The organism is Bradyrhizobium yuanmingense (genome assembly GCF_025200905.1).
Classification (GTDB): Bacteria; Pseudomonadota; Alphaproteobacteria; order Rhizobiales; family Xanthobacteraceae; genus Bradyrhizobium; species Bradyrhizobium yuanmingense.
Window position 1 is genome coordinate 4,717,458 of record NZ_CP104173.1, and the last position, 12,387, is coordinate 4,729,844.

Annotated in this window: 15 protein-coding genes; 5 read left to right on the forward strand and 10 right to left on the reverse strand. The window is 64.4% G+C overall.

The window, feature by feature from the left end; genetic code table 11:
• Positions 1–71 precede the first annotated feature (71 nt).
• Positions 72–2,282: a phosphoribosylformylglycinamidine synthase subunit PurL gene (gene purL / locus N2605_RS22320; protein ID WP_225187711.1), complete on the reverse strand. Its 2,211-nt coding sequence runs from the start codon at positions 2,280–2,282 to the stop codon at positions 72–74.
• Between the two features lie 186 nt (positions 2,283–2,468).
• On the opposite strand from purL, the gene N2605_RS22325 reads away from it, so the two are divergent.
• Positions 2,469–2,948, forward strand: coding sequence for a PaaI family thioesterase (locus N2605_RS22325; protein ID WP_025037294.1), 480 nt, complete (start codon positions 2,469–2,471; stop codon positions 2,946–2,948).
• Between the two features lie 76 nt (positions 2,949–3,024).
• The gene (locus tag N2605_RS22330) at positions 3,025–3,990 is read left to right on the forward strand and encodes a DMT family transporter (protein ID WP_260343210.1); all 966 of its coding nucleotides are present in this window, start codon (positions 3,025–3,027) and stop codon (positions 3,988–3,990) included.
• Positions 3,991–4,003: 13 nt separating this feature from the next.
• Here the strand turns inward: N2605_RS22330 and N2605_RS22335 are convergent, their stop codons facing one another.
• The 3 genes from N2605_RS22335 to N2605_RS22345 all read right to left on the reverse strand — a co-directional run bounded on the left by N2605_RS22335 (position 4,004) and on the right by N2605_RS22345 (position 6,057).
• A complete protein-coding gene (locus N2605_RS22335; RefSeq protein ID WP_109143227.1) occupies positions 4,004–4,429 on the reverse strand; it encodes a GFA family protein in 426 nt (141 codons plus the stop codon).
• A gap of 139 nt (positions 4,430–4,568) precedes the next feature.
• A complete protein-coding gene (locus N2605_RS22340; protein ID WP_260343212.1) occupies positions 4,569–5,306 on the reverse strand; it encodes a tetratricopeptide repeat protein in 738 nt (245 codons plus the stop codon).
• Positions 5,307–5,451: 145 nt separating this feature from the next.
• On the reverse strand, positions 5,452–6,057 hold the full coding sequence (locus N2605_RS22345; RefSeq protein WP_225139765.1) for a TetR/AcrR family transcriptional regulator: 606 nt from the start codon (positions 6,055–6,057) through the stop codon (positions 5,452–5,454).
• A 130-nt stretch (positions 6,058–6,187) separates the two neighbouring features.
• Here N2605_RS22345 and N2605_RS22350 point away from each other — a divergent pair, with 130 nt between their 5' ends.
• Entirely contained in the window at positions 6,188–6,586 is a 399-nt protein-coding gene (locus N2605_RS22350; protein ID WP_074448244.1) for a RidA family protein, read from the forward strand.
• Between the two features lie 47 nt (positions 6,587–6,633).
• Here N2605_RS22350 and N2605_RS22355 read toward each other — a convergent pair whose 3' ends face one another.
• Together N2605_RS22355 and purQ are read right to left on the reverse strand one after the other, a co-directional pair.
• Positions 6,634–7,623 (reverse strand): tripartite tricarboxylate transporter substrate binding protein BugD, encoded by a 990-nt coding sequence (locus tag N2605_RS22355; RefSeq protein WP_225142574.1) that lies wholly within the window; start codon positions 7,621–7,623, stop codon positions 6,634–6,636.
• Entirely contained in the window at positions 7,620–8,321 is a 702-nt protein-coding gene (gene purQ, locus N2605_RS22360) for a phosphoribosylformylglycinamidine synthase subunit PurQ (RefSeq protein ID WP_036027846.1), read from the reverse strand. The genes N2605_RS22355 and purQ overlap by 4 nt, the downstream gene beginning before the upstream one ends.
• Before the next feature lie 166 nt (positions 8,322–8,487).
• On the opposite strand from purQ, the gene N2605_RS22365 reads away from it, so the two are divergent.
• Entirely contained in the window at positions 8,488–9,504 is a 1,017-nt protein-coding gene (locus N2605_RS22365; protein WP_260343218.1) for a magnesium and cobalt transport protein CorA, read from the forward strand.
• A gap of 19 nt (positions 9,505–9,523) precedes the next feature.
• Here the strand turns inward: N2605_RS22365 and N2605_RS22370 are convergent, their stop codons facing one another.
• Genes N2605_RS22370 through purC form a run of 3 tightly spaced genes read right to left on the reverse strand, consistent with a single transcriptional unit; the run spans position 9,524 to position 10,739 of the window.
• Positions 9,524–9,709 (reverse strand): hypothetical protein, encoded by a 186-nt coding sequence (locus tag N2605_RS22370; protein WP_260343219.1) that lies wholly within the window; start codon positions 9,707–9,709, stop codon positions 9,524–9,526.
• A 5-nt stretch (positions 9,710–9,714) separates the two neighbouring features.
• Positions 9,715–9,957, reverse strand: a complete 243-nt coding sequence (purS, locus tag N2605_RS22375) for a phosphoribosylformylglycinamidine synthase subunit PurS (RefSeq protein WP_036012950.1) — start codon at positions 9,955–9,957, stop codon at positions 9,715–9,717.
• A 14-nt stretch (positions 9,958–9,971) separates the two neighbouring features.
• Entirely contained in the window at positions 9,972–10,739 is a 768-nt protein-coding gene (gene purC / locus N2605_RS22380) for a phosphoribosylaminoimidazolesuccinocarboxamide synthase (protein WP_172782948.1), read from the reverse strand.
• A 320-nt stretch (positions 10,740–11,059) separates the two neighbouring features.
• On the opposite strand from purC, the gene N2605_RS22385 reads away from it, so the two are divergent.
• Positions 11,060–11,383: a DUF1476 domain-containing protein gene (locus N2605_RS22385; protein WP_036027850.1), complete on the forward strand. Its 324-nt coding sequence runs from the start codon at positions 11,060–11,062 to the stop codon at positions 11,381–11,383.
• Between the two features lie 5 nt (positions 11,384–11,388).
• On the opposite strand, the gene N2605_RS22390 is transcribed toward N2605_RS22385, so the two are convergent.
• Entirely contained in the window at positions 11,389–12,363 is a 975-nt protein-coding gene (locus tag N2605_RS22390; RefSeq protein WP_260343230.1) for a LysR family transcriptional regulator, read from the reverse strand.
• Between the last annotated feature and the right edge of the window lie 24 nt (positions 12,364–12,387).

Consider the following 12,387-nt stretch of genomic DNA (forward strand, 5'->3'; position numbering starts at 1 on the left):
CCACAAGTGATAGCGGTCCCGGATTACGCTTACGCTCCATCCGGGCTACAGATCTGATTTGTGGCAGCGCCTTACGCCGCCTTGCCGCTCATATATTCCGGCAGCCAGCGCTCGAACGACTTGCGCAAGCTGTCGATCGTAACCGGCGTCTCGCCCGCGATCGCGATGGCATCGCCGCCGGTGGTGCCGATCCGCACGCAGGGCACCTCGCAGCCGCGCATCTTGGCGAGCACGCGGCCGGCTTCGGTTTCCGGCACGGTGACGAGATAGCGCGCCTGGTCCTCGCCGAACCAGTAGGCCTGCGGCACCAGCGCAGTCGGTGCCGCCAGCAGCTTGGCGCCGATGCCGCCCGCCATCGCCATCTCGGCCAGCGCGATCAGGAGGCCGCCGTCCGACAAATCATGCACGGCGGTCGCGGTGCCCGCATGGATCATGCCGCGCACGCAATCGCCGTTGCGCTTCTCGGCCGCAAGATCGACCGGCGGCGGCGCACCCTCCTCGCGGCCGCAGACGTCGCGCAGATAGACGGACTGGCCGAGCCAGCCATGGGTCTCGCCGATCAGGAGGATCGCCTCGCCCTCTGCCTTGAAGGCGAGCGACGCCGACTTGGTGAAATCGTCGAGCAGGCCGACACCGCCGATCGAGGGCGTCGGCAGGATCGCGCGGCCGTTGGTCTCGTTGTAGAGCGAGACGTTGCCGGACACGACCGGGAAGTCCAGCGTGCGGCAGGCTTCCGAGATGCCCTTGAGGCAGCCGACGAACTGGCCCATGATCTCGGGCCTTTCAGGGTTGCCGAAGTTGAGATTGTCGGTGATCGCGAGCGGCTTGCCGCCGACCGCGGTGATGTTGCGCCAGGCTTCCGCGACCGCCTGCATCCCGCCTTGATAAGGATCGGCCTCGCAATAGCGCGGCGTGACGTCGACAGTGAGCGCGAGGCCCTTCGGCCCGTCCTGCACGCGCACGACGGCGGCGTCGCCGCCGGGACGCTGCATGGTGTTGCCGAGGATGACGTGATCGTACTGCTCCCAGACCCAGCGCTTCGAGCACATGTCCGGCGTGCCGATCAGCTTCTCCAGCGCAGCTCCAAGGCCCATCGGCGCCGGCACGTCGCGGGCATGCACGACCGGCAGCGCTGTGGACGGAACGTGCGGGCGATCATAGACCGGCGCCTCGTCGCCGAGCTCCTTGATCGGCAAATCGGCCATGACGTCGCCGCCATGCTTGACCACGAAGCGCTTGCTCGGCGTGGTGTAGCCGACAATCGCAAAATCGAGCCCCCACTTCGTGAAGATCGCCTCGGCTTCCTTCTCCTTCTCGGGCTTGAGCACCATGAGCATGCGCTCCTGGCTCTCCGAGAGCATCATCTCGTAGGCGCTCATGCCGGCCTCGCGGGTCGGCACCGCATCGAGGTCGAGGTCGACGCCGAGGTCGCCCTTGGCGCCCATCTCCACCGCCGAGCAGGTCAGGCCCGCCGCGCCCATGTCCTGGATCGCGATGACGCAGCCCTTCTCCATGATCTCGAGGCAGGCCTCTAACAGCAGCTTCTCGGCGAAGGGATCGCCGACCTGCACCGTCGGGCGCTTCTCCTCGGACTTGTCGTCGAACTCGGCCGAGGCCATCGAGGCGCCGTGGATGCCGTCGCGGCCGGTCTTGGAGCCCAAATAGACGATCGGCATGTTCACGCCGGAGGCTGCCGCATAGAAGATCTTGTCGGCATCGGCGAGGCCCACCGCCATGGCATTGACGAGGATGTTGCCGTCGTAGCGGGTGTGGAAGCGCACCTGGCCGCCCACCGTCGGCACGCCGAAGGAATTGCCGTAGCCGCCGACGCCCGCCACGACGCCGGAGACGAGATGCCGCGTCTTCGGATGCTCGGGCGCGCCGAAGCTCAGTGCATTGAGGCAGGCGATCGGGCGCGCGCCCATAGTGAAGACATCGCGCAAAATGCCGCCGACGCCGGTGGTCGCACCCTGGTATGGCTCGATATAGCTCGGGTGGTTGTGGCTCTCCATCTTGAAGACCACAGCCTGGCCGTCGCCAATGTCGATCACGCCGGCGTTCTCGCCGGGGCCCTGGATCACCCAGGGCGCCTTGGTCGGCAGGCCGCGCAGATGGATGCGCGAGGACTTGTACGAGCAATGCTCGTTCCACATCGCCGAGAAGATGCCGAGCTCGGTGAAGGTCGGCTCCCGCCCGATCAGCTTCAGGATGCGCTCATACTCGTCGGGCTTGAGCCCGTGGGCGGCAACCAGTTCCGGGGTGATCTTGGGTTCGTTCTTCATGGATTCGAGGCTTTCGGCGGCGGTTTGGCCGTTCTTAGGAACATCGGACGGCTTCGAAAAGCCCTTTATGGCGCATTTTCCCGCTGTCCCACGTTTTGCGCCGGCAGGGCCGGCGGGAACGGGAATTGCACGGCGCGGTCGGATCGGATTTAAGGTCTAAAGACCCGCAATTGAAGGCCTATTTCCTTGCACGAATTGACCAAAGCGCCCCCGCCGCGCCGCCCCGACCTCCATGTCGCCACCGAGGGCGAATTTGTGGGCTGGCGGACCTGGATTCGCGACAGTTTTGAGTCCCATGTCGGCCCCTTCTGGCACCGGATCGAAGCGGACGGGAGCGTCCGCAGCGCCTTCCGCGTCGAGAAGAAGCACCTCAATGGCTCCGGCAACGTCCATGGCGGCTGCTACATGGCCTTTGCCGACTACTCCCTGTTTGCGATCGCCACCCATGTCCTGGACAGCCGGGCGGTGACGACCAACTTCGCCTGCGAATTCCTCGATGCGGCACGCGAGGGCGAACTGATCGAATGCACCGGCGAGGTCACCCGCGCCGGCGGCTCGCTGATCTTCCTGCGCGGCAAGATGATGTCCGGCGAGCGACTGCTGCTGACCTTTTCCGGAACGATCAAGCGGATGAAGCGGAAGGCACTCCCTCAGCCAAACGCATAGCTCGACGCCTTCCCTTTTCGCGCCCACTCGCCCAGACTTCCCACCAAGCGCTTTGGCGCCGGGGAGCAAGAACAAGGTGCCGCAGAGCACATCCGAGGCGGGTCGCGCGACGGCGGCCGCATCGACGCCGTTGCCGTCCACAGCCGCTACCGGCGTGCGAAACTGGCGCGACTATGCGTTGCTGCTCGCGCTCGCCTGCTGCTGGAGCTCGACCTATCCGCTGACCAAGCTCGCGCTTCCCACCATTCCGCCGATCACCTTCATCTCGGCGCGCTCGCTGATCGCGTTCCTCTTTCTGTTCGCGATCCTGCGGATGCGCGGCGTCAAGCTGCCGACCGACGTGAAGGCGTGGAAGCTGTTTGCGACCCAGCAGCTGATCAACTCGACCTTTCCGTTTCTGGTCATCACCTGGTCGCAGCAATACGTGCCGGCGTCGAACACGGTGGTGCTGGCTTCGACGACGCCGATCTTCGCCTTCCTGATCACCTCGCTGATCACGCGGCACGAGCCGGCGACGCTGCTCAAGCTCGCGGGCGCGATCCTGGGACTGGCCGGCACCGTCGCGATCGTCGGGCTCGATGCTTTGCATGGCCTTGGCAGCGAGATCGTAGCGGAGATCGCGATCCTGCTTGCCACCATTTCCTTTGCCTGCGCGACCATCTTCGGCCTCCGTCTCTCCGAGTACGATCCGATGGTGGTGGCAACCGGCTCTCTGCTGTTCGGCGGTCTCGTGCTGCTGCCGCCCGCGCTGATCATCGACCAGCCCTGGACGCTGCAACCGACTCCGACCGCGATCGTCGCCACCATCGTCATGGGCATCGTCTCCAGCGCATTGGGCCTGATGTTGTTCTATGTCTGCCTCGGCCGGCTCGGCACGCTGACGACCAACGCCCAAGGCTATTTGCGCATCCCGATCGGCGTCGGCCTCTCGGTGCTGCTGCTCGGCGAGAGCGTGCCGTCGAACCTCGCACTGGGGTTATTGCTGGTGATGGCCGGTGTTGCGGCGATGACGGTGCCGGCGGAGCGGTTGAAGTGGCGGTAGCCGACGGCGATGGTCAATCCGCCGAAATAAAGCGGAGGGTACCTGCACGGCGCGTCAGTTTTCCTGTGTCGTTGGTGTGATTGACACCGTCCATGACGGGCACCTCAGGAAAATCGAACGGACTTACCCCGTCGAGGCAAGCCACGTTGACAGCATACAGATTCTGGTCCGATCGACGCTGATGATGCGTGTAGATTCCGCAGCGGGAACAGAAGAAATGCTGCGCTGTTCCGGTATGGAAGCGGTAGCTCGTCAGCGCATCCTCGCCCTTCAGGAACTTGATGCCGCCCATCTCCGCCATGACGACGACCGCACCGCGCATCCGGCAGTAAGAGCAGGTGCAGCGGCGGATCGAATTGAAACCGTCACTCAGCGACGCCTCGAAACGCACCGCCCCGCAATGGCACTGACCAGCCCGGACGTTTGTATCACTCACCATGCTGCATGCTTCCTGGCGTTGCTGCGAATGACGACGCCGCTCGGCGACGTCAGCGGGCAGGAACGTTCTCTCAAATGTGGGCCGAACAATCAAAAGGAATCGCCCAAGGCATCAAAACAACTCACGCGGGCCGGACTCCTCACGCCGACAACTGCTTCTCCGCGATCGACAGCCACTCGGCCTGCGCCTTGCGCAGATATTTCGGCGCGCGCCGCATCTGGATCAGGAGCTCGTTGAAGACCATGCGCGCCTCTGCGGTGCGGCCGACCGTTTGCAGCAGCATGCCGTAGCGCACCCGCGCCTCGGCGCCGGGGAAGTAGCCGGCGAGCGCGTGATATTCCTCCAGCGCCTCGTCGACACGTCCGACCTCGGCGAGCGCGTGGGCATAGAGCAGATGCGCGTCGGCGGAATCGAAATCGGGCCATTGCTTCTGCAGATCGTCCAGCGTCGCCAGCGCATCGGCCGGGCGGCTGGCGGCAAATTGCGCCTGCGCCCTGCGCAGCGCATAGGCGGGATCGTGGCCCATCGGCAGCTTCAGGATGTGATCATAATGCGCTTCAGCTTCGCCGAACCGGCCGATATTCGCGCACTCTTCCGCCAGCGCCGCACGGTTGGCGATGGTGTCGGTGCCGGCGAGTTGGTCGGACAGCTCGCGATAGCGCTTCTCGGGATCGAGGCGATTGGCGACACGCTGGCGCGCCTGCCGGGCACCGGGGCTGGAAAACCATTCGGGAATGAGCTCGACCGCGATATAGGCGAGCGCGCCCATCATCGGCACCAGCAGGATGATGAAGGCCCAGGGCCGCAACCGTCCGGTTCGCGAGGCGTGATAGATCAGCGTGATATCGAGCAGCAGAACGACCAAAGCAACGGGCATGTGACATCCGGAAAGCACAACGACAGCCGGCCTCCTGATAATGCAATCGAACCGATGAAACAACTTTGAGTTGCGTCAACCGGCAAGAAATCAGCGAACCCGGACGCGCGCCTTAATGGTGACGAGGAGTCAGTCGCCGCAAAACCTATGCAGGTTCACGCGCCTCGCGTAGCAATCCACTCGCCAGCACTCGAAACGCATCAACAGCCTTGCTCAGCACGCTCTTGGGATCGTCGGCGGCCGCGACCCACAAGGCGGCGCTGAGCGCAGCCCCGTTCAGCAACCGCCCCGCCGCTTCGACGTCGACCGGCTTCACGATTCCCTGCTCGATCAGCGCACGGATCGTTCGCATGGTGATATCGAGACAGGCGTTCTCGCCGGGCCATTTGGAGGGATCGCCGAGCACCGCAGGTCCATCCAGAAGCATGATGCGCTGGATCTCGGGTTCGAGCGCCATCTCGATATAAGCACTTCCCTCCGCCAGCAGGCCCAGCCACGGACTGGGCGCTTGCTCCCGAGCGATGCGGAGCCGCTCCGCCATTTCACCGTCGATCTGCTCGACGACGGCCCAGAGCAGCCCCTTCTTGTCTTCGAAGTTGTGATACAGCGCGCCCCGCGTCAGACCGACGGCCGCAGTGAGCTCGTCCATCGACGCGTCTGCATAGCCCTGCGTGGCAAATGCCGCGCGTGCGGCGCGGATGAGCCTGGCCCGGTTTTCCGCCATGGCCGCAGCGCGCTTCCCCTTTGCCATGCCCTGCCCCTTGACATACGCCTCGTATGTGAGTGATATCTCACATACGAAACGTATCTGAAATTGCCGTGACGCGCCAGCCATGGAACACCCACGATCCGCTCACGCCCATCAACCGAAAGGCCCTGCCATGCCCCAGCGAGAGGCAATCTTCCCCGCGAACCGCCACGCGCTCTATCAAGTGCATCGGTACTCCGCGGCGATCCGCTCCGGTGACCTGCTGTTCGTGTCGGGACAGGTCGGCAGCCGCGAGGACGGCTCGCCCGAACCGGTATTCGAGGACCAGGTCCGGCGCGCGTTCGCCAATTTGCGTGCCGTGCTCGCCGCTGGTGGATGCACGCTGGACGATGTCGTCGATGTCACCACGTTCCACACCGATCCGGCGAGCCAGATCGAGACGGTGATGGCCGTTCGCGCCGAGGAGATCGGCGATCCTCCCTATCCGAACTGGACGGCTGTCGGCGTGAACTGGCTTGCCGGCTTCGACTTCGAGATCAAGGTCATCGCCCGCATTCCTGTGCTCCAGTAAGCTTCCGGGCGGCCATACGCCGGCCGCCAGCAGACAACTTGGCCGGGCTACTTGTTGGCGTCGTCCGCTAGCATCTTGCGGTACTTTTCGACGTCGCGCGTCACGAGCTTTTGCAGCACGTCGGGCGCGTGCTCGTCGGCATCGGGCGCGACGGTCGACAGGTCGGCGAAGCGCTTCTTCACCGCTTCGGTCTCGACGGCTGTGCGCGCCGCGGCATTCAGCTTGGCGAGCACGGCCTGCGGCGTGCCCTTGGGCGCGAACAGGCCGTTCCAGCCCTGCGCCTCGAACTCGGGCAGGCCCGCTTCCGCCGAGGTCGGCAGATCCGGCAGCGTTGAGAGCCGAACGGTCGAGCCGACCACGAGGCCCTTCACCAGCTTGTCGTTGATCGACTGCGACACCGAGGCGGCCGCGTCGCAGACGCCGTCGATCTGGCCGCCGACCGCGTCGGTCAGCGCGGGCGCGGCGCCGCGATAGCCGATCAGCGTCGCGTCGATCCCGGCTGCTGTGACGAAGCTTTTGCAGATCAGATAGTTCGAGGAGCCGACGCCGGCATGGCCGAGATTGATCTTGCCCGGATTGGCCTTGGCATAGGCGATGAACTCTTTCAGGTCCTTCGCCGGAAAGTCCTTGCGCAGCGCGATGATGCCGAACGTCTTCGCCACCATCGCGATCGGCACGAAGGAATCAGGCGTGAACGGCAGTTTTGGATAGATCGTGTAGGTCGCGGCATTGGTGCCGGCATTGCCGATCGCAATCGTATAACCATCCGGCTCGGCGCGGGAGGCCCGCGCCAGCGCGGTCGAGCCGCCGGCCCCCGCAACATTCTCGATCACGATGGTCTGGCCGAGCGCGATGCCCATCTGCTCGGCCACCGCGCGCGCGATCACGTCCGAGGTGCCGCCGGCCGCGAACGGCACGATCATGGTGATGGGACGCTTGGGATAATCCTGCGCGGATGCGCAAGTGGCGATCGAAAATGTCGCGAACGCCAGCGCCGCGATCGCGGCGAGCGCACGCTTCACCACGAACGAGATCACGCGGCTTTTTCCAGATGCTGGGCGAGACCGGCGAACAAGCCGCGACCATCGGTGCAGCCCATGATGTCTTCGACGTGGTTTTCCGGATGCGGCATCATGCCGAGCACGTTGCCCCGGTCGTTGACGATGCCGGCGATCGAATGCGCGGCGCCGTTGATGTTGTTGAAATCGTCGACTTCGCCGGCAGCGGAGCAGTAGCGATAGAGCACCCGCCCCTCGCCTTCGAGCCGCTTGATGGTCTCTTCGTCCGCCTCGTAATTGCCCTCGCCATGGGCGACCGGCACGCGGATCACCTGGCCGGCATTGTAACCGCGCGTGAACGGCGTGTCGGAACGCTCGACGCGCAGATGCACGTCGCGGCAGATGAATTTCAGCCGCGCGTTGCGCATCAACACGCCCGGCAAGAGACCGGACTCGCACAGGATCTGAAAGCCGTTGCAGACGCCGAGCACGAGGCCGCCCTTGGCCGCATAGTCGCGCACCGCATCCATCACCGGTGCACGCGCCGCAATCGCGCCGCAGCGCAGGTAATCGCCGTAGGAGAAGCCGCCGGGCACGACGACGAGATCGGTGCCCGCAGGCAGCGCGGTCTCGGCGTGCCAGACCATCGCGGGCTCGCTGCCGGAGATCAGCCTCAACGCGCGCGCCATGTCGCGCTCGCGGTTGATTCCGGGAAAGACGAGGATGGCGGCTTTCATGGCAGGGTTCCGACGCGGCTGGGAATCGAGGCTGGCCAACGGGCCAATTCGTGAACAGACATAACCATTTGACGGAGATTTTACCAGTGCTAGCGTTGCGGAGCGCCCTTGTACACAGGCCATAGCCACGCGCCTTTGGCCGCTCGATTTGCCCGGGATTGAAGCCATGAACGTCCCGTCGCTGCCCGCATCTCTCGCCGAAGCAGTATCCGCCGAGGGCGTGGTCGCCGCCGGCGCTTATGTCGACGGCCGCCGGGTCGCCAATATCGCCATCAGCGAGGCCTCGAGCTGGCGAGCCAAGCCCGGCCATGTCGTGTGGATCGGGCTGCACGAGCCCGACATGGCGCTGCTCGGCGCGGTGCAGAAGCAGTTCGACCTGCACGACCTCGCGATCGAGGACGCCAACCACGCCCATCAACGGCCGAAGATCGAGCAATATGGCGAGGCCCTGTTCATCGTCGCGCGCACCGCGCAATTGATCGAGGGGCGCATTGCCTTTGGCGAGACCCACATCTTCGTCGGCGAAGGCTATCTGGTCTCGGTGCGCCACGGCGCTTCGACCTCCTACACGCCGGTGCGCGAACGCTGCGAGAGCTGCCCGCGGGCGCTCGCGCGCGGCGAGGACTACATCCTCTATGCCATCCTCGATTTCATCGTCGACAATTACTCGCCCGTGCTGGAGAGCATCCACGACGAGATCGAGAGCATCGAGGATGACGTGCTCTCCAAGCAGATCAGCAAGGCGCAGATCGAGCGGCTCTACATGCTGCGCCGCGACCTGTTGCGGCTCAGGACCGCGATCGGCCCGCTGGTGGAGGTCTGCCGCCGGCTGGAGCATGACGACCTGTCGATGGTGCGGCAGGCCATGCAGCCGCTGTTCCGCGACGTCACCGACCACGTCCGCAACATCCAGGAGCGCATCGATTCCATGCGCGAGGTGCTGGCGTTCGCCTTCGAGGCGAGCCTTTTGGTCGGCCAGGCCCAGGAGACGGCGGTGTCCAAGAAGCTCGCATCCTGGCTCGCCATCATCGCGGTCCCGACCGCGCTCGCCGGCATCTACGGCATGAACTTCAAGCACATGCCGGAGCTGGAATGGGAGTACGGCTATTTCATACTGCTGGGCGTGATGCTGACGGCATGCGGCTCGCTGTACTGGCGTTTTCGGCGGGCCGGGTGGCTGTGAGTCCAGACGCTCAGACTGGTTACATGCCTCGTCTGCCAGACCACGTGCTCTGCGCCATCTGAAGGTCGTGCAGCATGAGAAGCTGCTCTTCTCGACAGGCGCTCAGCTCAGACCTGATTTCGTCGATCTTGTATTCGACATCACCGAGCGTTTGCTCGACCTGCTTCAGCAACTCGAAAATCAGCTCTTTGCCGATATCCGCCACTCCGCTCAGGCTTTCATCTCGATCGCATAATTCTCGATCACGGTGTTCGCCAAGAGCTTGTCCGCGGCTTCCTTCAGCGCCGCCTCCGCCTTGGCCTTGTCGGCGCCGGCGAGCTCGATGTCGAACACCTTGCCCTGGCGGACGCTGGCGACGCCGTCGACGCCGAGCGACTTCAACGCGCCTTCGATGGCCTTGCCCTGCGGGTCGAGGATGCCCGTCTTCAGGGTAACGGTGACACGTGCCTTCACGTCAAAAGTCCTCTTCAGCTCTTCACCAGCACCGGGCCGGTGCCCTGGGGACGCTCGTTCTCCATGAGGATGCCGAGACGCTTTGCAACTTCGGTGTAGGCCTCGAGCAGGCCGCCGAGATCCCTGCGGAAACGATCCTTGTCGAGCTTCTCGTTCGACTTGATGTCCCACAGCCGGCAGCTGTCCGGCGAGATCTCGTCGGCGACGATGATGCGCATCATCTCGTTCTCGAACAGGCGCCCGCACTCCATCTTGAAGTCGACGAGGCGGATGCCGATGCCGAGGAAGAGGCCGGTGAGGAAGTCGTTGACGCGGATGGCCAGCGCCATGATGTCGTCGATCTCCTGCGGCGTCGCCCAGCCGAAGGCTGTGATGTGCTCTTCCGACACCATGGGGTCGTTGAGCTGGTCGTTCTTGTAATAGAACTCGATGATCGAGCGCGGCAGCTGCGTGCCCTCCTCGATGCCGAGGCGCTGCGACAGCGAGCCGGCGGCGACGTTCCGCACCACCACCTCGAGCGGCACGATCTCGACCTCGCGAATCAACTGCTCGCGCATGTTGAGGCGGCGGATGAAATGGGTCGGCACCCCGATGTCGTTGAGGTGCTGAAACAGGTACTCCGAGATCCGGTTGTTGAGGACGCCCTTGCCCTCGATCACCTGATGCTTTTTCGCATTGAACGCGGTGGCGTCGTCCTTGAAGTGCTGGATCAGGGTACCGGGCTCGGGGCCTTCGTAAAGAACCTTTGCCTTGCCTTCATAAATGCGACGCCGACGGCTCATGGGGATGTACCGTGTTTTGTTGAAATCCATGAATTTGGTGTGCTCCGGTTGACTAGGATTACGACCCACAGCGGAGCTGCCGTGAACGGCCAGGAACCCATCTATAACCCGTTGGAAACAGAACGGGAACCAAGCCTTAGGCAACCTATCCGATTGGCTGTCCGAGCACAATCGATCCGGCCGTCCGGCACCAACTTATACCGTCTTGCCTGCGGCTTAACGGCCCGTTGTTTTGCCGATTCGTGCTATCTATGTAGGCATGCAGCCGGGTCGCCGCAACGGAAGGCTCCCGCTCCATTCAGCGAGGATTTGGAACAGGCATGAGCGAGTTCGACAAACGCCAGGAAGGCTTTGAGAAGAAGTACGCCCTCGACGAGGAGCAGAAGTTCAAGGCGGAGGCCCGCCGCAACCGGCTGCTCGGCCTGTGGGCAGCCGAGAAGCTCGGAATCACGGGTGATGCCGCCATCGCCTATGCCAAGGAGGTCGTCGCGGCCGATTTCGAGGAGGCCGGCGATGCCGACGTCGTGCGCAAGCTGACGGCCGATTTCGCCGCCAAGAACGTCACCGTCACCGAGCAGGCGATTCGCGCCAAGATGAGCGAGTTGCTCGCAGTTGCCGCCGCCGAGGTGAAGGCGGGGAAATAATCGAGTCAACCGACCCGCTGGCGCGCAATAGCCTTGCGCGCCGGCGTTCTTCTTCTGCCTTCCCGCGTGGTCGAGACATTCGGCCCGGCATAGTTGCGGCGGATGGTTTCGAGCAGGCGCTCTGCGGCAGCGCTCAAAAACCCGCCACGACGCGTGACGAGGACGATATCCTGGTGCGCATCAAGGTCGCCCACGGCGACCGTCGCGATCGAGCCCGCACGCAGCTCCTCAGCCACGTGGCTTTTTGCCAGCAGTGCAAGACCGAAGCCCGATTCCACCAGCCGCTTCTGCGCAGTGAGGCTGTCCACGGCCGTCCATTCCACCTCGCCAAGTCCCCGCGTCAGAAACACCGCGAACACGTGAGCCGCGGCAATCTCGCGGCGGCCGCGAATCTCGGGGAATGCGATCCAGCGCTCGCCACCAAGCTCGGCGAGGCGTTTCACCCGCTGTCCGGCGCGAGGATGGTCGGGCGCACAGACCACTTGCAACGATTCGCGCAGGATCTGCTCGCAGGCGAGATCGCCGGAGCGGTCGGCGTTGTAGCGCAGGCCAATCGTGGCCTCGCCGCGCCGGATGAGATCGCTGACCTCCGCGCTGGTCGCCGTCCGCAAGCTCAGCACGACGGCGGGATGCTCCTTGGCAAATCGCTTCATGATGGTCGAGAGGCGGCTGTCAGCGAGCGTCCCGGTCACGGCCAGCGAAACCGGCCCTGCATTCTGCTTGGTCAGTGCGCGGATCGCCTGTTCGCCATCCTGCGCCGCGGCCACTGCGCGCTCGGCATAGGGGATCAGCACGCGCCCGGCATCGCTCAGCCGGGTGCGGCCTGCCACCCGCTCGAACAGGGGAACGCCGAGCTCCTGCTCCAATAGAGCGATACGGCGCGAAATCGCCGGCTGCGAGCGGTGCAGGAATTTCGCGGCATGCGAAATCCCGCCTCTGCGATGAACCGCCAGGAAGGTGTTGAGGGCGTCACTGTCCATCGCGACCTCATGCAAAAAGCTGAT